The following is a 20,202-nucleotide window of genomic DNA, read 5'->3' as shown; positions in this document are numbered from 1 at the left end:
TCCGACGACACTTGCCAAGCCGACGCCGACAAATGCGATCGTCACGACGAAGCGCCACCTGCTCACTTGATTTCCCAAAAGAGTATCTCCGTTGATCGACCGAGGTCCGACCATCCATAGCGGGTGCCGGGAAAGAACGCATCCCACCCCAAGCTGCGGCCGATTGTTGAAACGACGCCGGGAGTACTGCTGATCGTCAGCCGCGACCCATTCCACAGGTCAATGTGACCGCCGCTAGCGTTCCCAGCCGTTTCGCCATCGCGCCTCCAATAGTTCCTGAACGCAACGATGCCAGTGCGTCCCGCGATCTTCTTTTGCCAATCAGACCCGTTGATGTTTTCCGGTGCGCCGATGCCAGCCATTGGCTTGAGCCGCAGCCAGTTCGCCATCTCGGAAGCCAGAACGGCTGTGCGCTTTCCTTCCAGGCGAATCTGGCCCTTGCCGCGGAACGACTTCATCTCGATGCCAACCTTGTGCAGGGTGACGCTCATCCGAATCGCGCATTGATTTTCAAAGCCCGCCGGCACATCTCCTGTCTTGGGATCGACGTATGGCGTTCCTCCCGGATAGGCCTCCCACAATTCGGCAAATGTGACCCTCCTGAGCGGCACCTCGGCCTGGGAGTCCACTTTTGTATTGGTTGGCACCAGTTTTTTCTTGTTAGCCATCCTCGTCTCCAAGGTGCTTTGCGAGCGCTTCATCCCCCCAATAGACTGTCAGCGAACCGGTGGTCATCGTAGCAATGCGAGGCAGCCGGCCCTGCTCATCCGTGTGGCCAAACAATCCGCGGCCATCTGACGTTTCCACAAAATACGGGTAATCGGCAATGGGCCCGCTCGGGCTCAGCGCTATCACCAGTTCGTCGAAGCTCTCCGGTACCGGCGCTCCCGTAGTTGTGAATCCCGCATTACCGGAGCCAAGCAACCCAGATGCCTCATCGCGCGCGCCCATATCCTCGAACCACTTTTCGCCGGCAACCAGAGCAACAATGCGCGGCGGCGTGGGGCACTGGCACAGGACAACATCGCTGTCCAGGGCAATCTCGCCCATGAACTGCATCCGGCGCGGCCCGCCCGCCTTCGCAATCGTGCCGGTGCTCTTGCAAGCTTCGCAGTAAGCCTGGCCTCCAATCAATGCAGCCTGGTGGCCGGGATTGCCAAAAGTGCAACCTCGGCCTGCATAAGGCAGGATCTTCCCACCGCGTTCCAGTTCATCGCCAACGCAGGCAATTCTTCGCATCATGGTTGGGCCTCCCAAATGTCGATGGGCTGTTTTTCTTCCTGCATACGATCTCCCTCGGGATGGGTTATGTGCGCGAATGCGCCTCCTCCATTTGGGCGTACTGCATCACTGAGATCAATGAGACTGGTCCGAATTTGTGCTGAGAAATTTCTTTGTCTGTGCTGCACGTTTCCTATATGGGATCTGAGAGCGGTACCGACCCACCGACCCAAAGCCCCACTCGACAATCTCACGCTATACTCTCTCTCGTCGCTGCAACCACAGCGACCGGGTTTGGAAGCCCGAACAAAGGGCGGACCACCGCCAGCCGGCGGTGTTTTTACGTCCGTCACGCCTACGCACGTCCTCAGAGGGCGGGCCTTGGCGGGGAGGGCTTCGGCCCTGCCGGTACCTTTGTCCGGTCTTCCAACCTTGTCATGCGCCCGCCCACCCCATTTGGAAGTGGGGTGCGGGATTCAAACCGCATACAGAGGAGGTCGTACCATGCGCCAATACGCACTTAGCCGTACCGGACCGCCGGCATGTCTCGCATGCCGTTTTCCCATTGCCCTCTCCTACCGCGTGCCCGCCCCGCACAAGGAGGCGCCCAATGGATAACCCCCGCCAACACGCCCGCTACGGCCTCACCGCCGAATACCGCAACGCGGACATCCACCTGAGTTCACGGGTGCTCTGCGAAACCCCGCTGAGCCTGGCCGTCGAAAAATCAGCCCAGCTCTGCGCCCTGCTCTTCCTGACCCGTGACAATGCCGAATCCGGCGTCTTCGGCGACCTGAACCCGGAGATCCAGAACCGGGTGCTGTCGCTGGCCTCCGGGCTGGCGCATGAGACGCTGGTGTTGAGCGAACTGGCCGCGCAGTGCGAGGCTAACGCGCAAGTAGCGTAGTGCGATGAGGGCTGGCCTGCGGGCTGGCCCCCTATCTCGACATTCCCCATGCCCGGACTTGACCGCGCCCCGCCCACGCTGATTCCGCCGTGCGGCAGCCGGCGCTATCGGGCGGCGGCTGCGCCGCATGCGCGCGGGCATATACAATAGCGGTCTTCGCCGCCGCTGCGGCTCGCATCCCGCATTTACCGCCATCGGCCGCCCGGCCCGGCCCTGCATTCGCGCCATGTCCCTGATTCTGCAAAGTCCCGCCCCGCTGTCCGCCAACGATATCGACGCCATCCGCGCCATCGCCCAGGCTCCCACGCTCGCGCTGCGCGCCGAGTCCGTGGCCTCCGCCGATGCCAGCGCCGCGCTGACGCCCGCCCTGCGCGAAGCGCTGGACGCCTACTGCGGCCCGCGCAGCATCGACTGGGCCATCGTGCCCGTCGGCCGCAAGCTCTCGGACTTCAAGCTGGTGGCGATGGATATGGACTCCACGCTGATCACCATCGAGTGCATCGACGAGATCGCCGATTTCTGCGGCCTCAAGGCGGAGGTCTCGGCGATTACCGAGGCCGCCATGCGTGGCGAGATCACCGACTTCAACGAGAGCCTGCGCCGCCGCGTGGCCCTGCTCAAGGGGCTGGACGCCAGTGTGCTGGACCGCGTCTATGAAGAACGCCTGCGCCTGTCGCCCGGCGCGGAGAACATGCTGCAGACCGTGCAGGCCCTGGGCATGCGCACCCTGCTGGTTTCGGGTGGTTTTGTGCATTTCACCGAAAAACTCAAGCCCCGCCTGAAGCTCGACGTGACCCGCGCCAATACGCTGGAGATCGTCGATGGCAAGCTCACCGGCCAGGTGCTGGGCGAGATCGTCAATGCCGACGTCAAGGCCCGCACGGTGCAGGAAGTGTGCGCCCAGATCGGCGCGGACCCGTCCCAGGCCATCGTCATGGGCGATGGCTCCAACGACCTGAAGATGATGGCCGTGGCCGGCCTGTCCGTGGCTTTCCGGGCCAAGCCGGTGGTGCGTGCGCAGGCCAGCGTGGCATTCAACCACGTTGGGCTGGATGGCTTGCTCCAGCTTTTCCCGCATTAACTGCCGCTGCCTGCGCCCGGCACAGGCGGGCACCACGCAGCGCGCTTGCGAATTGAAATAAGAATTATTATCATCTGGCTTTGTAAGAAATTACTGAGCCCGTCATGCAAGTGTTTGCCGTGCTGCTGGGGTTGGGTGGCGCATGCTGCCTGTACCTGGCATCGCCCAACCAGCGCCTGTTGCTGCTGCCGCTATCCGCGCCCGCCACGGCACGAAGCCGCCGTGCGCGCCTGTGCTGGCTGGCCGCCCTTTCGATCGCCCCCTCGGCGTGGGCATGGAGCCTGACGCAGGGCTGGCCGGCCGCGATCGCGGCCACGCTCGCCACGGTTGGCACCGGCCTGTCCTTATGGCCCTTTGCCGGTGCTTACCGCGATGCGCGGCGCCAGCGCCTCGGCCAGACCGGCTGATGAAAGCCGCCTCCACTCCCCAAAACGTCCGCAGCAACCGCAAACCCAAGCCCGGCATGGGCACCAAGTGGCTGGCCGGCACCCTGCTGGGCCTGCCGCTGGCGGTCGCGCTATCCGCCCTTGGCGTCATCTGGCTGCCCGGCGGTTGGCAAAGCGGCGCCATCGGCGCGATCCTCGCCTGCCTGCCGGTCTGGGTGGCCATCCTCTGCGCCAGCCTGCTCTTGCCCGACAGCCGCGCGGCCTGGCTCTGGCTCGCGGCTGGCAACCTGATCGCTTACGGCGGACTGTGGGCATGGCGCCTGCTGCTTACCCCCGGCGCGGCATGAACCGGCGCACCAGGAACCTCGCATGAAAGCCGCAACCCTGCGCTTGTACCAAACCCTGCACACCTGGGTCGGCCTGATGGCCGGCTGGGCCCTCTTCATCGCTTTCTTCGCTGGCGCGATCACCGTCTTCCACGAGGAACTGCACGCCTGGCAATCGCCGCAGCGCACCGCCGCGCATAGCCCGGCCACCCAGCCGGCCAACCCTGCCGCGCTCGACCGCTTCATGCAGGCCCTGGTGGCGGCGCATCCCACGAGCGCAGCCAGCGCCTACGTGACGTTGCCGACGGAGCACGAGCCTGGCTTCACGGCCTACTGGCAGGGCCAGGCCGGCGAGTGGCACATCACTACCTCCGCCATGATTGACGGGGGCAAGACCACGCCCAAGGACATCGCGCTCGACGCGGCGCCCGAAGAATTGGCAGCATTCATCAACAGCCTGCACTACACGCTCGGCGTGCCAGTGGCCGGCGGCTACTTCATGGGCGTTATCGCGGTGCTGTATGGGCTGGCGCTGGTGTCGGGCGTGCTGCTGCACCTGCCGCGGCTCAAGCCGGACCTGTTTGCCATCCGGCCGGGGCGCAACCTCAAGCGCTTCTGGATGGATGCGCACAACGTCGTCGGACTGTTCAGCCTGCCCTTCCACCTGGTGTTCGCCATCACCGGTGCGGTGCTATGCCTGGGCTTGGTGCTGGTGATGGTGTTCAATGTCATGGCCTTCGATGGCAAGCTGTCCGAGGCGTTGCCGCGCCTGACCACCGCCTCGCCGGAACTGAAGGCATCGGGCCGCGCAGCGCAGCCCCTGCCGGCCGCTACGTTGCTGGCGGCGGCACGCGCCAGCGCGGGTGAGCGGTTCACGCCGCTGTCGGTGCGCTATCAGCACTACGGCGACGCCAACGCGCTGATCGAGATTCGCGGCGACAGCGCACGCGTCCTTGGCAACTACGGGTCGGTGTCGGTACACGCTGCCGCCGGCCAGCCGGACAGCGGCAGCGTGCTGGCGGACCAGACCGCCGCCGGGCGCGACAGCAACCATGCCATCTTCAGCATGATCTACGCGCTGCACTTTGGCACCTACGGCGACCTGGCCCTGCGCCTGGTCTACCTGCTGGCGGGACTGGCGGGTGCCTTCCTGTTCTATTCCGGCAACCTGCTGTGGATCGAATCGCGCCGCAAGACCCGGCAGCAGGCGCAGCCGCGCGTGCACCGTCTGCTGGCGCAGGCGACGGTCGGCGTGTGCATCGGTTGCTGCATCGGCGTGGCGGCGGCCTTCTGCGGCGCCCTGCTCTGGCCCGCGCGGGCTTCCAGCCACACCTACTTCCCGGTCTTTTTCGCGGCCCTTGGGTGGGCCCTGATGCGTGCGCCGGCACGCGCCGCGATCGAGCTGCTGTGGGCTGCGGCCGTTGCCGCATTGCTGGTGCCGCTGGTCAATGCGCTGGTGACAGGGGACTTTCTGTGGCGCGCCGCGCTGGCCGGGCACTGGGCCGTGGCGGGCTTCGATATCGGTGCGCTGGCGCTGGCCTGCGGCTTTGCCGCGCTGGCCTGGGTGACGCAGCGCCGTGCGCGCAACGGCCCGCCCAACTCGGTGTGGGCCATGCAAAAGAAGCCTCGCCCTGATGTGGCGGACGCTGCCGCGGCGGGATCGACCGCTGGCTAGCGGCAACAAGGCAAAAAAAGGCCGCCCCGGACAGTGTCCGGGGCGGCCCTTTTCATTTCATGCCACCAGGCGGGCTTCCATCGCGCCGCGCAGGTCGGCGATCAGGTCGCGGGTATCCTCCAGCCCGATATAGAGCCGTACCAGTTCGCCGGCGTTCTCCCAGCCAACGGGCGGCCAGCTGCCTTGGGGCCGCATGGTCTGGACGTGGTACGGCACCGCCAGGCTATGCGCGCCGCCCCAGGACCAGCCAATCGCAAACAGGCGCAAGGCCTCGACAAAGGCATCGACCTGGGCGCGCGTGTAGCGCGCATGCAGCACGATCGAGAACAGGCCCGTGGCGCCGCTGAAATCGCGCAGCCAGAAGTCGTGGCCGGGACAGTCCGGCAGCGCCGGGTGCAAGACCTTGACCACTTCCGGGCGCTGGTTCAGCCACTCGGCCACTTCGCGCGCGGCGCGGTCGTGCGCCGCCAGCCTGACCGGCATGCTCGGCAGCGAGCGCAGCACCAGGTAGCAATCGTCGGCCGACACGCCCCAGCCCATCAGCATGCGGGCGCGCTTGATGCGGTCGTGGAGTTTATCGTCTGCGGTCAGCACCGCGCCCATCAGCACGTCGCTGCCGCCCGACTGGTATTTGGTAAGCGCCTGCACCGAGATGTCGATGCCCTTGTCGAACGGCCGGAAATATACGCCGGCGGACCAGGTGTTATCGATGGCGGTGAGCACCCCGCGCGCCTTTGCCGCAGCCACGATGGCCTCGGTGTCGGGGATTTCCATCGTCACCGAGCCCGGCGACTCCATCCAGATCAGGCGGGTGTTGGGGCGGATCAGCCCGGCAATGCCCGCGCCGATCATGGGGTCGTAATAGCGCACGGAGACGCCGAAGTCCCGTGCCAGCCATTCGCCGTGCTCGCGGTTGGGGCCGTAGACGTTATCCGGGACGAGCACGTCGTCACCCGACTTGACCAAGGCGAAGTAGACCTGCGAGATCGCGGCCAGCCCCGACGGCAGCAGCAGCGTATGGCGCGCGCCTTCGATCAGCGCGAGGTGCTGGCACAGCGCCTCGCTGGTGGGCGTGGCATGCAGGCCATAGCGCCAGTAGGTGGTGGCACCGTCGCCATGCGCGCGCAGCTCCGCCAGGTTGCGGAACACCACGGTGGAACCACGATGGGTAGCTTGGGAAAACGAGGCGAACCCCGGCGCGATATCCAGCTCTGGCTGGACGGCCACGGTCGCCAGGTAGGCGGGTTGGGAAGCAGGCTGCTCGGGTGGCTGGCGGTCGGACACGGCGATTCCTTGTCTGGCAATAACTCGATGAACGTTCGAGCTTACCAGCATTCGGGTGCGCGTTGGCCCACCTGGCGGGCCCGCCCCTGTCCACCCCGGCTTGACGCTACCGGCCGGAAATCGAGGACTTCGGCGCGGGCGGGGCGTAGGTAATGCCGCTGTTGGGGGTCATGTCGAAGGGCGGGATCACCAGCACGCCCAGTGGCCGGATCATGAAGGGGAGCACGATGGCCGGGTTGACCGGGTCGGTCCAGTTGCCGTGCACAATGCCGGCACCGTCGATGGTGCCTTCCCAGTTGCCCGTGACGTGCGTGCCGTCATTGGACTCCTCCATCAGGAAAGCGCCGTTCTCGAATTCGCCGGCCAGCAACCGCACGCCGCCGGCACGGCCAACGCTGTACTCGCCGCGCACGCTGTCGCGCTCGTCGGGCTTGGGGCCCAGGCGCAGGCGCACCGGCTGGTCGCCGAGCGTGCCCACGTAGACCGGCAGCGATGCGTACTCCGGCCGCGGCGCGAGCGCCTTGGGCGCGGGCCCGGTTGAAAGCTGTGTACCGCGCCGCGACTCGCCCTCGCGGATGGCCTGGTTGATCCCGAAACCCTGCACCTGGCTGGCATCGCTGGCGACATTGGCGGCGCCGGGCGTGCCGGTGGACAGCTCGGTACCGCCGGCGGCCAGCGCGGCGCCGGCCAGCGTTGCCGCGGCCAGCCCGGCTGCCAGGGACAGGGAAACGGGAAGTGGCAAGGACATGGACAAAGGCAAGGACAGAGTCGCTACACGCCGCAAGGCAGCCTCAGGTTCAGAGTCGTTCGAAAATCGCCGCGATGCCCTGGCCACCGCCAATGCACATGGTCACCAGTGCATAGCGGCCTTGCACGCGTTGCAGCTCATACAGGGCCTTGACGGTGATCAGCGCGCCGGTGGCGCCGATCGGGTGGCCCAGGGAGATGCCCGAGCCGTTCGGGTTGACCTTGGCCGGATCGAGACCGAGCGCCTTGGTGACTGCGCAGGCTTGCGCGGCAAAGGCTTCATTGGCTTCGATCACGTCGAGGTCGGCCACGGTCAGTCCAGCACGTTCCAGTGCCTTCTTGGTGGCCGGCACGGGGCCGATGCCCATGGTCTTGGGATCGACGCCGGCATGCGCATAGGAGACCAGGCGCGCCATCGGCTTCAAGCCGCGCTTCTCGGCCTCGGCGCGCTCCATCAGCACCACCGCGGCGGCGGCGTCGTTCAAGCCCGAGGCGTTGCCCGCGGTTACCGTGCCGTTCTCCTTGACGAAGACCGGCTTGAGCTTGGTCATGTCTTCCAGGACCGCATCGTGGCGCACGTGCTCGTCGGTGTCGAAGGTCACGTCGCCCTTGCGGCCCTTCAGCGTGACCGGCAGGATCTGGTCCTTGAAGTGGCCCGCGCGGATCGCCGCCGATGCGCGGCGGTGCGACTCCAGCGCGGCTTCGTCCTGCTGGCCGCGGGAGATGTCGTATTCCTTGGCCACATTCTCGGCGGTGACGCCCATGTGGATGCCGTGGAACGGGTCATGCAGCGCACCCAGCATCATGTCGAGCATCTTGGCATCGCCCATGCGTGCGCCCCAGCGGGCCGACTGCGCCAGGTACGGTGCGCGGCTCATGCTCTCCGCGCCGCCGCCGATGGCCACATCGGCATCGCCCAGCAGGATGGTCTGCGCCGCGCTGACGATGGCTTGCAGGCCCGAGCCGCACAGGCGGTTGACGGTCAGGGCCGGTGCGTCGATGGTGACGCCGCCCTCCACTGCCGCCACCCGGCCAAGATACATGTCCCGGGGCTCGGTCTGGATGACGTTGCCGAACACCACATGGCCGACGTCGTCGCCGCTGACCTGCGCGCGGGCCAGCGCTTCGCGCACGACCATGGCGCCCATCTGGGTCGGGGAAAGATCCTTCAGGCTGCCGCCAAAGGTACCGATCGCGGTCCGAACGCCGCTCACCACCACCACTTCACGTGTCATTTTGTGTCTCCTGGGCTGATGTTGCAGCGCACAGTATAGCGGCGCGCACGCCAAAACGAACGATCGTACTTTTACCTATCCGGACCGACGGCTGCTCGCAGCCTCAGACTTCGCCCCACAAGTCGTGGCCATCCGCGCCGGTGATCTTCACCGAGACGAATTCGCCGACCTTGTAGCGCGGCGCGCCCTGCGCCGGCGGGTCGATATAGACCAGGCCGTCGATCTCCGGCGCGTCGGCCGACGAGCGGCCGATGCCGCCGTCCTGGTTGATCTCGTCGACCAGCACGCGCAGGGTCTGGCCGACCTTGCGCTGCAGGCGCCGGGCGGACACTTCCTCGGCCACTTCCATGAAGCGCGCGCGGCGCTCTTCGCGGACTTCGTCGGGCAAGGCACCCGGCAGGTCGTTGGCCGTGGCGCCGTCCACCGGCGAATAGGCGAAGCAGCCCACGCGGTCCAGCTCCGCTTCGGCGATGAAGTCCAGCAGCGTCTGGAACTCTTCCTCGGTCTCGCCGGGGAAGCCCGCGATAAAGGTGCTGCGGATGGTCAGCTCGGGGCAGATCTTGCGCCAGGCCCGGATGCGGTCCATGGTCTTTTCGGCGTTGGCCGGGCGCTTCATGCGCTTGAGCACGTCCGGGTGGGCGTGCTGCAGCGGCACGTCCAGGTAAGGCAGCACGTGCCCTTGCGACATCAGCGGAATGATCTCGTCGACGTGCGGGTACGGGTACACGTAGTGCAGGCGCACCCAGGCGCCGTACTTGGCAGCCAGCTCACCCAATGCGCCAACCAGCTCGGTCATGCGCGTCTTGAGCGGGCGGCCGTCCCAGAAGCCGGTGCGGTACTTCACGTCCACGCCGTAGGCGCTGGTGTCTTGCGAGATCACCAGCAGTTCCTTGACGCCCGACTTGAACAGGTTCTCGGCCTCCAGCATGACTTCCGCCACCGGGCGCGAGACCAGGTCGCCGCGCATCGACGGGATGATGCAGAAGGAGCAGCGATGGTTGCAGCCTTCGGAAATCTTCAGGTACGCGTAGTGTTTGGGCGTGAGCTTGATGCCGGCGGCCGGCACCAGGTCCATGAACGGGTCATGCGGCTTGGGCAGGTGCGTGTGCACGGCCTGCATCACCTCGCCTAGTGCGTGCGGCCCGGTCACGGCCAGCACCTTCGGGTGCACGGACGTGATGATGTCCTCACCCGCGGCGTTCTTCTTGGCACCCAGGCAGCCGGTGACGATCACCTTGCCGTTCTCGGCCAGTGCCTCGCCGATCGCATCCAGGCTTTCCTGCACGGCTTCGTCGATAAAACCGCAGGTATTGACGACCACCAGGTCGGCGCCGTCATAGGTGCCGCTGATGGCATAGCCCTCGGCGCGCAGCTGGGTAATGATCTGCTCGGAATCCACAAGTGCCTTTGGACATCCAAGGCTTACGAATCCCACATTTGGAATATGGTCTTTCTTGATCGTTGATTCTGAAGGGTTTTTCACGGTTACTTCCAAATGTGGGGCGAGCGGGGCGGGACATGGCCGCCCGGCGGTTCAAAGCCAATCGCGCATTTTAACCGCTCGCCCAAGTTTCTCGGGGCCTGATCCCCGACATGTCTTCGTAAACCTATCGCGACGCGGATGACATCGCCGGCATGCCCGCCAGGGCGCTCTCGATCACCGCCTGGATCGAAAGCGCATCATGCAGGCGCCGGATAGCCGCATGCAGTTCGGCGGCCTCGGGCCAGGTCCGCTTCAGATAACTGAGCCACAGTTTGACGCGCCCGTGCTCATGCAGGCATTCCGCCTTGGCCTGCAGTTTCTTCAGGTAGTCGGCGATATGACGGAGCACGGCCGGCCATTCCTCGCCGGAGGCCGACCTGTCCATCAGGCCGCGTATGCGCAAGGCCAGGAACGGATCGGACACGGCGCCCCGCCCGATCATCACGTCGGCACAGCCGCTGACAGCCCGGCATCGCTCCCAGTCGGCAACCGTCCAGACTTCGCCGTTGGCAACAACCGGCACGTCCACAGCAGCATCGATCCGCGCGATCCACTCCCAGTGTGCGGGAGGCCGGTAGCCATGATCGCGCGTCCTGGCATGCACGACGAGCGAGGCTGCGCCGCCTTCCGCCAGCGCCGTGGCGCAGTCGATCGCCAGCGCGGTATCGGACACGCCGAGCCGCATTTTGGCTGTCACGGCGATGTTTGCGGGCACTGCGGCGCGAACGGACAACACGATCCGGTTCAGCAGTTCAGGGTCCGCCAGTAGCATGGCCCCGCCGCCGTGCCGGTTGACGACTTTGGCGGGGCAGCCGAAATTCAGGTCGATGCCATGCGGCGACACGGTAGCAGCCTGGGCCGCATTGACCGCCAGCCAGTCAGGATCGCTCCCGAGCAGTTGGATCACCATCGGTGTGCCGCCTGGGGTATGGCCGCCGTGGAGGATTTCCGGTGTGTCCCTTTCGTAGACGCGCTCGGGCAGCAAGGAGCCCGTCACCCTGACGAACTCGGACACACATCCGTCGTATCCGCCCGAGCCGGTCAGCACGTCGCGCAGCACATAATCAGCAAGCCCCTCCATGGGGGCAAGAAACAGCCGGCTCATGCGAAAGCTGGCGTCGACGCCGGAAAACGGGAAAACGCCAAACCAACCGTCGGAACGGGCGTGGCCTTGGCGGCAAGCGCCTGGCGGATGTCTTGGTTTGCGGAGGGCATTGGGATTCGCGCTGTGCAGGCGAATCCGCAGTATGAATCGCCACATTTGACAGGGGTAGCAGCCGCGGTGATGCCGCGCGTTACCCGAATCTGCGTGATTTTAACCGATCGCCCCGGTCAGCGAAGGAAGGTCATGCCTGCGCGGGGAATTCGCCTCCACGCCAGCCCGGCCTGAAGCCACTTTGCGGGAAAGGAGGCCGCCGGCGCCGCGAGGGTTTCATGCGTTCCCCGGGGGGAAATGGGAACGCGCAATAGGCCGGCGCGGCGTGCGCCGGCTCTACTTCTTGTCCGGCTGATTGAACGGGAACGTGCCAAACATGTTCTTGGCCTGGCTTTGCATCTGCTCCTGCATCTGCACGAACAGGTTCTTGCTCTGCTCGATGTAGTTGCTCATCATCCCTTGCATCATCGGGCCCTGCATGTTCATGAACTGGGACCACATATCGGGGCTGAACGGCTCGCCCGAGTACAGGCCCTTGGAGTTCTCGGCCAGCTTGCTCTGGATGTCGATGAAGGCCTGGATGTTCTTTTCCAGGTAGGTGCCCATCATGCCCTGCATCGCATGACCGTAGTAGCGGATGATCTGCGACAGCATGGAGCTTGAGAACATCGGCACGCCGCCTGTCTCTTCTTCGAGAATGATCTGCAGGAGGATGCTGCGCGTGAGCTCGTCGCCGGACTTGGCGTCGATCACTTTGAAGTCTTCGGTATCCATCACGAGCTGCTTGACATCGGCTAGCGTGATGTAGGTGCTGGTCTGCGTGTCGTAGAGCCGGCGGTTTGGATACTTCTTGATCAGTCGCTCTGCGCCTTTCTTGGTGGTAGCCATCGTGCTCTATCCTTTTATCGTCGCTGTTGCATGCTGCTGCACCGCATGCTGTGCGGTGCGCAAATAGGGACCGCCAGCGGGGGATACAACGTGTTGACCTGCAACGCATGATCTATTTTGGTGCGGGCTAGCCGCTGCCCTGATTCTATGCCCAACAAGGCACTATTGAAAGCCGGACCCGTTAAGGAAAACCCGCACGGGGCAAAGGATTGCGGGTGTTTGGGGCCAGCAATGCCGCGCCACGCCCGCGCATTGGTGCGGTGCGGGGTGTGCGATGCAATATTGCTGCGGGGTGAGAGGCCTCCCGGGCGGCCCCGGAAATAAAAAAGGCCCTCCGCAGAGGACCTTCCCGAGACAAGAAACCATCCAGGAAAACGAGGGATGGCTTGCCGGTCATCACCCCATGTGCAGGCCGCCGTTCAGCGAGAAGTCCGCGCCAGTCGAGAAACCCGACTCTTCGGACGCCAGCCACGCGCAGATCGAGGCAATTTCTTCCGGTGCGCCCAGGCGCTTGACCGGAATCGTGCCGACGATCTTGTCCAGCACATCCTGGCGGATCGACTTGACCATATCGGTGGCGATATAGCCGGGCGACACCGTGTTGACGGTCACGCCCTTGGTCGCCACTTCCTGCGCCAACGCCATGGTGAAGCCGTGCAGGCCAGCCTTGGCGGTGGAGTAGTTGGTCTGGCCAAACTGGCCCTTCTGGCCGTTGACCGACGAGATGTTGACGATGCGGCCAAAGCCGCGATCCGCCATGCCGTCGATGACCTGCTTGGTCACGTTGAACAGCGAGGTCAGGTTGGTGTCGATCACGGCATCCCAGTCGGCGCGCGTCATCTTGCGGAACACCACGTCGCGCGTGATGCCGGCGTTGTTGATCAGGATGTCGACCTCGCCCACTTCGGCCTTGACCTTGTCGAACGCGGCTTTGGTCGAATCCCAGTCGGCAACATTGCCTTCCGATGCGACGAAATCGAAGCCCAGGGCCTTCTGCTGCTCGAGCCATTTTTCGCGGCGCGGCGAGTTGGGGCCGCAACCGGCCACGACCTTGTAGCCATCTTTGGCCAGACGCTGGCAGATGGCCGTTCCAATGCCGCCCATGCCACCGGTTACGTATGCAATGCGCTGAGTCATATCTACTCCTTGATGGCTAGTTTTTATTGACGCCGGCGGCGGGAAGCCCCCCTCGCCGGCACACCCCTCAGACCGGCCTGCGCGCTTGTTCGCTGCGGCAAGCCCGGCAAATCGTCACTTGCGTTCCACAGCCAGCGCCACACCCATGCCGCCGCCGATGCACAGCGAGGCCAGGCCCTTGTGAGCATCGCGGCGCTTCATTTCGTGCAGCAGCGTGACCAGGATGCGGCAGCCCGACGCACCGATCGGGTGGCCAATCGCGATGGCGCCGCCGTTGACGTTGACCTTGGACGTATCCCAGCCCATCTGCTTGTGCACGGCCAGGGCCTGGGCGGCGAAGGCTTCGTTGATTTCCATCAGGTCGAGCTCTTCCACGCTCCAGCCGGCGCGCGACAGGCAGCGCTTGGACGCAGGCACCGGGCCCATGCCCATCACCTTGGGATCGACACCGGCGGTGCCGTAGGCGCGGATCGTGGCCAGCGGGGTCAGGCCGAGTTCCTTGGCCTTGGCTGCCGACATGACCACCACCGCGGCGGCGCCGTCGTTCAGGCCCGAGGCGTTGGCGGCAGTCACCGAACCAGCCTTGTCGAAGGCGGGCTTGAGGCCAGCCAGCGCGTCTTGCGTGACGCCGTGGCGCACGAACTCGTCGGTGGCGAACATCACCGGGTCGCCCTTGCGCTGGGGAATCGGCACCGGCACGATTTCCTCGTCGAACTTGCCAGCCTTCTGCGCGGCTTCCGCCTTGTTCTGCGAACCGGCCGCGAACGCGTCCTGGGCTTCGCGCGTGATGCCGTATTCCTTGGCCACGTTCTCGGCGGTGACGCCCATGTGGTACTGGTTGTAGACGTCCCACAGGCCGTCCACGATCATGCTGTCGATCAGCTTGGCGTCGCCCATGCGGAAGCCATCGCGCGAGCCCGGCAGCACGTGGGGCGCGGCGCTCATGTTTTCCTGGCCACCGGCCACCACGATCTCGGCATCGCCCGCGGCAATCGCGTTGGCGGCCAGCATCACGGCTTTCAGGCCGGAGCCGCAGACCTTGTTGATGGTCATGGCCGGCACCATCACCGGCAGGCCAGCCTTCAGCGCTGCCTGGCGCGCCGGGTTCTGGCCGGAGCCGGCCGTCAGCACCTGGCCCATGATGACTTCGCTGACCTGCTCGGGCTTGACGCCGGCACGCTCAAGCGCAGCCTTGATGACGATGGCGCCCAGCTCAGGCGCGGGAATCTTGGCGAGCGAGCCGCCGAACTTGCCCACCGCGGTACGGGCAGCGGAAACGATGACAATGTCAGTCATTGGGAGGTCCTCTCGAGTTGGATGCAAATAAGGGGTGAAAGAGGCCGGCCCCGCACGGCGCCGGCCCGGACAAATCCTATGCCTTCGCCTTGACGTAGCGGCCCGGTGCCGGCTCGATCGCGCGATAGTCCTTGTTGCCGTAGTCGGCAGGGGCCGCCTTGCGCGCGCCGGCGTGCTTGGCCAGCCAGGCCGCCCAGTCCGGCCACCAGCTGCCGGCATGCTCGGCGGCGCCGTCGAACCACTCCTGCGCCGAAGCCGGGAGCTTGTCGTTGGTCCAGTGGCTGCGCTTCTTCTTGGCCGGCGGGTTGATCACGCCGGCGATATGGCCCGACGCGCCCAGCACGAAACGCAGCTTGTTCTTGAGCAACGCGGTAGAGGCGTAGGCCGACATCCAGGGCACGATGTGGTCTTCACGCGAGCCGTAGACGTAAGTTGGCACGTCGATGCTGCCCAGGTCCACCGGCGCGTTGCACACGGTCAGCTTGCCCGGCACCTTGAGCTCGTTCTGCAGGTAGGTATGGCGCAGGTACCAGCAATACCAGGGGCCCGGCAGGTTGGTGGCGTCGCCGTTCCAGAACAGCAGGTCGAACGGGACCGGCGTATTGCCCTTCAGGTAGTTGTCGACGACATAGTTCCAGACCAGGTCGTTGGGACGCAGGAACGAGAACGTGTTGGCCAGTTCCACGCCACGCAGCAGCGCGCAGGGCGTGCCCGCCGCGCCACCCAGGGTGGTTTCGCGCAGTTTGACATGGGCCTCGTCGACGAACACATCGAGCACGCCGGTATCGGCGAAATCGAGCAGCGTGGTCAGCAGCGTCAGGCTGGCGACGGGACGCTCGCCGCGCTTGGCCAGCACCGCCAGCGCCGTGGAGACGATGGTGCCGCCCACGCAGAAGCCCAGCACGTTGATCTGGTCCTGGCCGCTGATCTCGCGCGTGACTTCGATGGCGCGGATGGCGGCATGCTCGATGTAGTCATCCCAGCTGAGCTCGGCCATCGAGGCATCCGGATTGCGCCAGGAAACCATGTAGACGGTATGGCCCTGCTCCACCATGTAGTGCACCAGCGAGGTCTGCGGCTGCAGGTCGAGGATGTAGTACTTGTTGATGCAAGGCGGCACAAGCAGCAGCGGGCGCGCAAACACCTTGTCGGTGGCGGGCTTGTACTGAAGCAGCTGGAAGTAGGCGTTCTCGTAGACCACCGCGCCTTCGGTCACGGCCACGTTGCGGCCCACTTCGAAGGCGGATTCGTCGGTCTGCGAGATCTTGCCGCGGCCAAGGTCGTCGAGCATGTTGCGCACGCCGGCCCGCAGCGATTCGCCGCCGGAGTCGATCAGCTTTTTCTGCGCCTCCGGATTGGTGGCGAGGAAATTGGCCGGCGACATGGCGTCGACCCATTGCGAGATCGCAAAACGGATGCGCTGGCGGGTCTTGGCATCGGCTTCGACCGCGCCCGCCAGCTCATTCATGGCGCGCGCATTGATCAGGTAGAAAGCGGCAGCGTAGTGAAACGCCGCGCTGCTGCGCCAGGCATCGCCGGAAAAGCGGCGATCGGCCAGGGCCGTGGCGGGATTGGCACCGCCCTCGGCCATGCTTCGCCAGAGCGCGGTGAAGTCCTTCATGTAGCGTTGCTGGATGTCGGCCAGTTGATCGGGCGCGATTTTCACGCCCGCCATGGCGGAACCCTTCAATGCCTCGAAACCGGGGATAAATGGCATGCCAGGCATGCCCTGCTGGGTCGTCGCACCGTTCGCCTGTGCCTGACGGGACCATTCCAGCCATGTCGCTGGATCAAATGGCCCCGAAGCAAATGAAAACGGTTGGGACTTGTCTTCCTTGGTGGAAGCTGCCGCACCTTTGCCGGTTGCCATGATGTTTCGTCTCTCTGCCGTCACTTATTTGAAAGCTGGCTGGGCGGCGTACCACCACCGCGGGGCTCTCCCCCGCCGCCAGCCTCGGAACCGGTCCGCGCTGACGCCCTCGGCTGGTGACGTCATGCGGTATGCTTGCCGGACACGCCGCGCCGCGGACCTGAACGTCCCGGCGGAGCCTGCGAATGCCTGCCAGCACACAGCCTTGCAGTGCATTCGAGGCCATTGTTGCCTTGCAATGTTATGCCTGTCAATGCGGAAAAATGCGCGGACCGGCGCTAACGGCAAAATGCGCTCAGCGCGAACCTGCGAGCCTCCCTTTGGCGCCACTCCGGCCACGGGGCTAGCTTGCCCGAGAAGGATGACTTTCTGATGTACATCGTTGCAATCGGTTGGCTGTATGTGGTCCTGATGATGGCCATTACCGAGCATACCGTGGTCGCGGGACTGGCCACGTTCGTCTTTTACGGCCTGTTCCCGGTGGCGATCCTGGTGTACATCATGGGCACCCCGGGGCGCCTGCGCCGGCGCAAGGCAGAGGAAGCCAGGCAGGCGAAGAGCGCGCAAGCGCCCTCCGGCTCCGCGGAACCTGCGCAATCCACAGAACCTGCAGAATCCGCGGGACCGGAACAGCCGCCTGCCAGGGACTGACGCTGGGAAAGTTTCATGCGGCCAGCCAGACCAGGCTGGCCATGCGCCCCGTGACGCCGTCGCGCCGGTAGGAGTAGAAGCGCTGCGCATCGCCAACGGTGCAGGCGTCGCCGCCGTACACCGCGGTGCAGCCGGCGCGGGCCAGGCGGATGCGGGCCAGCGCGTAGATATCGGCGAAGTACTTGCCGTCTGCGCCTGCGCGGAAGGCAAGATCCACCTGCGCCGTCTCGTCAGGCCGCGCCTGGGCCAGGAATGCCTGCCGGACTTCGGCGCCAACCTCGAAGGCATCGGGGCCGATGGCCGGCCCGAGCCAGGCCAGCCATTGGGCCTGCGCGCCGGCCTGCTCGCCCATGCGCGCCAGGGTTGCCTCGATCACGCCGCCACACAGCCCGCGCCAGCCGGCGTGCGCGGCGCCAACCACCGTGCCGGCACGGTCGCACAGCAGCACGGGCAGGCAATCGGCGGTCATCACCGCACAGACCCGGCCAGCGGTCGTGGCAATGCTGGCATCCGCCTGCGGAACCACGCCATCGGCGGCGAACTGGTCCTCGGTGGCAATCGCGCAGCCATGCACCTGCTCCAGCCAGCCCGGCACGGCCGGCAGCCGCGCGGCCAGCCGTGAGCGGTTGGCCGCGACCGCGGCGGCATCGTCGCCCACATGGGTGCCCAGGTTCAGCCCGCCAGGGCTGCCGTCAGCCAGGCCGTAGGGGCCCTCGCTGACACCGCCCTGGCGGGTGGTGGACAACGCGCGCACCCGCGCCGGCGCCGGCCAGTCGGGGACCAGCCAAGGCGCCTCAGTCGTCATCGCCGTATTCCCATGCACCGTCCTCGCCTTCCGTCCAGCCATCGTCCTCGTCTTCGTCGCCGGCACGGTCAAAGTCGAGCGCTTCGATCAGCGCCTGCAAGTCATCGGGTGGCTGCGCTTCCCAAGATGCGAGCTTGCCGGTGGCCGGGTGCACCAGCCCAAGCCGGAAGGCGTGGAGGGCCTGGCGCGCCAGCGGCACCGGCAGCGGTGCCTTGATGGCCGGACGCTGGCCGCGCTGGGTGGCGGCGCGGTGATAGACCGGGTCGCCTACCATCGGATGGCCGATCGACTCGAAGTGGACACGAATCTGGTGGGTGCGGCCGGTTTCGAGCTGGCACATCACCATCGAGACATGGCCGCGCCCGAGCGGCACCGTGCCAAGGGTACGGAAATGGGTGCGCGAGGGCTTGCCGCTGTTGGTGAGCACGATCGCCATGCGGATCCGCTCGCGCGGATCGCGTCCGATCGGCGCATCGATGGTGCCGGACTCAGGCGTCTCGCCCCACACCAGCGCCAGGTAGCTGCGCTTGACGGTACGCGCCTGCAGCTGGCGCACCAGGTCGGTCTGGGCGGTCAGCGTGCGGGCCACCACCATCAGCCCTGATGTTTCCTTGTCGAGCCGGTGGACGATGCCCGCACGCGGCAGGCTTGCAGCCTCCGGGTAGCGGTGCAGCAGGCCGTTTAGCACCGTGCCGCCCCAGTTGCCGGCGGCAGGATGGACCACCAGGCCGGCGGGCTTGTCGATGACCAGCAGCGTGGCGTCCTCGTACACGACGTTGAGCGGCACGTCTTCGGCCACGAAGGCGCGCGATTCTGCCGCCGCCTGCGGACGGACCACGACACGCTCGCCCATCTGCACGGAGGACTTGGAGCGGCGCACCTCGCCGTCGACCAGCACCGCCCCGTTCTCGATCCATTGCTGCAGGCGGCTGCGCGAGAAGCCGCTGAGGTGGCGTGCCAACAACTTATCGAGGCGCTCGCCGTGTGATGCGCCATCGACTTCGATCTCTACCGGCTGCATTTCCAATTCGATTGGAGATGCCTCCGTTCCTGCCTCCAGGCCGCCTAGCGCGGCCACATCGGTCAGGTCTTCCAGGTCCTCCACCTCGTTCAAGATGTCGGTTGAATCGGCAGCTTGCTGCTCGATGCCCTTGGCGGCGGTTTCCGGCAAGGGGCTTGGGCTATAATGCTTGACGCTATTTTTCATCCGGGATACGTTGCCCATGCAATTGATGAGCATGAAGCGCGCCAGCTGGCGCGCAAGAATTGGAGCGATTCTGCTCGCAGGCGGCTGCGTCATGCTATCGGCGTGCGGCCTGCTGTCGGATCAACCAGACGAAACTGCCGGCTGGTCGGCTAACAAATTATATTCGGAAGCCAAGGACGCACTAGATTCCGGCGACTTTACCCGAGCTGTGAAGCTGTACGAGAAGCTGGAGGGACGTTATCCCTTCGGCCGTTTCGCCCAGCAGGCACAGATCGATACCGCCTACGCCAACTACAAGGACGGCGAAACCGCCGCCGCGCTTGCCTCGGTCGACCGCTTCATCCAGTTGCATCCGAATCACCCGAACGTGGATTATGCCTATTACCTGAAGGGCCTGATCAACTTCAATGACAATTTGGGCTGGCTTGGCCGTTTTTCCGGCCAGGACCTGAGCGAGCGTGACCCCAAGGCCGCGCGCGCTGCTTATGACGCCTTCAACACGCTGGTCACGCGCTTCCCGGACAGCAAGTACACGACGGATGCTGCCGCGCGCATGCAATACATCGTGAACTCGCTGGCCCAGCACGAGGTCCATGCGGCACGCTACTACTACCGCCGCGGCGCCTACCTGGCCGCTGCAAACCGGGCCCAGCAGGCGCTCAAGGACTATGACGGCGCGCCGGCCAACGAGGAAGCGCTGTACATCATGATCCGCTCGTACGATTCGCTGGGCATGAAGGATTTGCGCGACGATACTGCCCGCGTGATGGAAAAGAACTTCCCCAACAGCGATTACATCAAGTACGGGGAACGCCGCAAGGACAAGTCCTGGTGGGAAGTGTTCTGA

Annotated in this window: 20 protein-coding genes; 7 read left to right on the top strand and 13 right to left on the bottom strand. The window is 65.4% G+C overall.

Annotated elements, in window-relative coordinates; all coding sequences use genetic code 11:
• Window positions 1-62: 62 nt before the first annotated feature.
• Both ACX12D_RS07640 and ACX12D_RS07635 read right to left on the bottom strand, forming a co-directional pair.
• Window positions 63-668: a type VI secretion system amidase effector protein Tae4 gene (locus ACX12D_RS07640; RefSeq protein WP_459373512.1), complete on the bottom strand. Its 606-nt coding sequence runs from the start codon at window positions 666-668 to the stop codon at window positions 63-65.
• Complete coding sequence (locus ACX12D_RS07635) at window positions 661-1,242, bottom strand: PAAR domain-containing protein (RefSeq protein WP_459373511.1); 582 nt, start codon at window positions 1,240-1,242, stop codon at window positions 661-663. Before ACX12D_RS07635 ends, ACX12D_RS07640 begins: the two co-directional genes overlap by 8 nt.
• A gap of 589 nt (window positions 1,243-1,831) precedes the next feature.
• Between ACX12D_RS07635 and ACX12D_RS07630 the strand changes: the two genes are divergently transcribed.
• From ACX12D_RS07630 to ACX12D_RS07610, 5 genes are all read left to right on the top strand, one after another.
• Window positions 1,832-2,128, top strand: coding sequence for a hypothetical protein (locus ACX12D_RS07630; RefSeq protein WP_459373510.1), 297 nt, complete (start codon window positions 1,832-1,834; stop codon window positions 2,126-2,128).
• Between the two features lie 226 nt (window positions 2,129-2,354).
• Window positions 2,355-3,209, top strand: coding sequence for a phosphoserine phosphatase SerB (serB, locus tag ACX12D_RS07625; protein ID WP_459373509.1), 855 nt, complete (start codon window positions 2,355-2,357; stop codon window positions 3,207-3,209).
• A gap of 104 nt (window positions 3,210-3,313) precedes the next feature.
• Window positions 3,314-3,616, top strand: coding sequence for a hypothetical protein (locus ACX12D_RS07620; protein ID WP_459373508.1), 303 nt, complete (start codon window positions 3,314-3,316; stop codon window positions 3,614-3,616).
• Window positions 3,616-3,942: a hypothetical protein gene (locus ACX12D_RS07615; protein WP_459373507.1), complete on the top strand. Its 327-nt coding sequence runs from the start codon at window positions 3,616-3,618 to the stop codon at window positions 3,940-3,942. The genes ACX12D_RS07620 and ACX12D_RS07615 overlap by 1 nt, the downstream gene beginning before the upstream one ends.
• Window positions 3,943-3,964: 22 nt before the next feature.
• The gene (locus ACX12D_RS07610) at window positions 3,965-5,596 is read left to right on the top strand and encodes a PepSY-associated TM helix domain-containing protein (RefSeq protein WP_459373506.1); all 1,632 of its coding nucleotides are present in this window, start codon (window positions 3,965-3,967) and stop codon (window positions 5,594-5,596) included.
• A 57-nt stretch (window positions 5,597-5,653) separates the two neighbouring features.
• Here ACX12D_RS07610 and ACX12D_RS07605 read toward each other — a convergent pair whose 3' ends face one another.
• From ACX12D_RS07605 to phaC, 9 genes are all read right to left on the bottom strand, one after another.
• Window positions 5,654-6,880 carry a cystathionine beta-lyase gene (locus tag ACX12D_RS07605; protein ID WP_459373505.1) on the bottom strand — a complete coding sequence of 409 codons (1,227 nt, stop codon included), beginning with the start codon at window positions 6,878-6,880 and terminating at the stop codon, window positions 5,654-5,656.
• 106 nt (window positions 6,881-6,986) lie between these two features.
• On the bottom strand, window positions 6,987-7,628 hold the full coding sequence (locus tag ACX12D_RS07600) for a hypothetical protein (RefSeq protein ID WP_459373504.1): 642 nt from the start codon (window positions 7,626-7,628) through the stop codon (window positions 6,987-6,989).
• Between the two features lie 49 nt (window positions 7,629-7,677).
• Window positions 7,678-8,862 carry a beta-ketothiolase BktB gene (gene bktB, locus ACX12D_RS07595; protein ID WP_459373503.1) on the bottom strand — a complete coding sequence of 395 codons (1,185 nt, stop codon included), beginning with the start codon at window positions 8,860-8,862 and terminating at the stop codon, window positions 7,678-7,680.
• A 103-nt stretch (window positions 8,863-8,965) separates the two neighbouring features.
• A complete protein-coding gene (gene rimO, locus ACX12D_RS07590; RefSeq protein WP_052494509.1) occupies window positions 8,966-10,345 on the bottom strand; it encodes a 30S ribosomal protein S12 methylthiotransferase RimO in 1,380 nt (459 codons plus the stop codon).
• Window positions 10,346-10,469: 124 nt separating this feature from the next.
• Complete coding sequence (locus ACX12D_RS07585) at window positions 10,470-11,450, bottom strand: tRNA dihydrouridine synthase (protein WP_459373502.1); 981 nt, start codon at window positions 11,448-11,450, stop codon at window positions 10,470-10,472.
• 387 nt (window positions 11,451-11,837) lie between these two features.
• Window positions 11,838-12,389 (bottom strand): polyhydroxyalkanoate synthesis repressor PhaR, encoded by a 552-nt coding sequence (gene phaR, locus ACX12D_RS07580; protein ID WP_006155938.1) that lies wholly within the window; start codon window positions 12,387-12,389, stop codon window positions 11,838-11,840.
• Between the two features lie 396 nt (window positions 12,390-12,785).
• Window positions 12,786-13,526, bottom strand: a complete 741-nt coding sequence (locus ACX12D_RS07575; RefSeq protein WP_043345337.1) for a 3-ketoacyl-ACP reductase — start codon at window positions 13,524-13,526, stop codon at window positions 12,786-12,788.
• Window positions 13,527-13,640: 114 nt separating this feature from the next.
• Entirely contained in the window at window positions 13,641-14,822 is a 1,182-nt protein-coding gene (locus ACX12D_RS07570; protein WP_043345333.1) for an acetyl-CoA C-acetyltransferase, read from the bottom strand.
• Window positions 14,823-14,898: 76 nt separating this feature from the next.
• The gene (gene phaC, locus ACX12D_RS07565; protein WP_459373501.1) at window positions 14,899-16,692 is read right to left on the bottom strand and encodes a class I poly(R)-hydroxyalkanoic acid synthase; all 1,794 of its coding nucleotides are present in this window, start codon (window positions 16,690-16,692) and stop codon (window positions 14,899-14,901) included.
• A 372-nt stretch (window positions 16,693-17,064) separates the two neighbouring features.
• Between phaC and ACX12D_RS07560 the strand changes: the two genes are divergently transcribed.
• On the top strand, window positions 17,065-17,343 hold the full coding sequence (locus ACX12D_RS07560; RefSeq protein WP_459373500.1) for a hypothetical protein: 279 nt from the start codon (window positions 17,065-17,067) through the stop codon (window positions 17,341-17,343).
• 13 nt (window positions 17,344-17,356) lie between these two features.
• Here ACX12D_RS07560 and pgeF read toward each other — a convergent pair whose 3' ends face one another.
• Together pgeF and ACX12D_RS07550 are read right to left on the bottom strand one after the other, a co-directional pair.
• Window positions 17,357-18,148: a peptidoglycan editing factor PgeF gene (pgeF, locus tag ACX12D_RS07555; protein WP_459373499.1), complete on the bottom strand. Its 792-nt coding sequence runs from the start codon at window positions 18,146-18,148 to the stop codon at window positions 17,357-17,359.
• Window positions 18,138-19,355, bottom strand: a complete 1,218-nt coding sequence (locus ACX12D_RS07550) for an RluA family pseudouridine synthase (RefSeq protein ID WP_459373498.1) — start codon at window positions 19,353-19,355, stop codon at window positions 18,138-18,140. Before ACX12D_RS07550 ends, pgeF begins: the two co-directional genes overlap by 11 nt.
• A 16-nt stretch (window positions 19,356-19,371) precedes the next feature.
• Here ACX12D_RS07550 and ACX12D_RS07545 point away from each other — a divergent pair, with 16 nt between their 5' ends.
• Window positions 19,372-20,202, top strand: a complete 831-nt coding sequence (locus tag ACX12D_RS07545; RefSeq protein ID WP_183031633.1) for an outer membrane protein assembly factor BamD — start codon at window positions 19,372-19,374, stop codon at window positions 20,200-20,202.

The organism is Cupriavidus sp. PET2-C1, assembly GCF_054515855.1.
The sequence above is the reverse complement of the archived record's forward strand: the minus strand, read 5'-3'. Positions and strand labels throughout refer to the sequence as shown.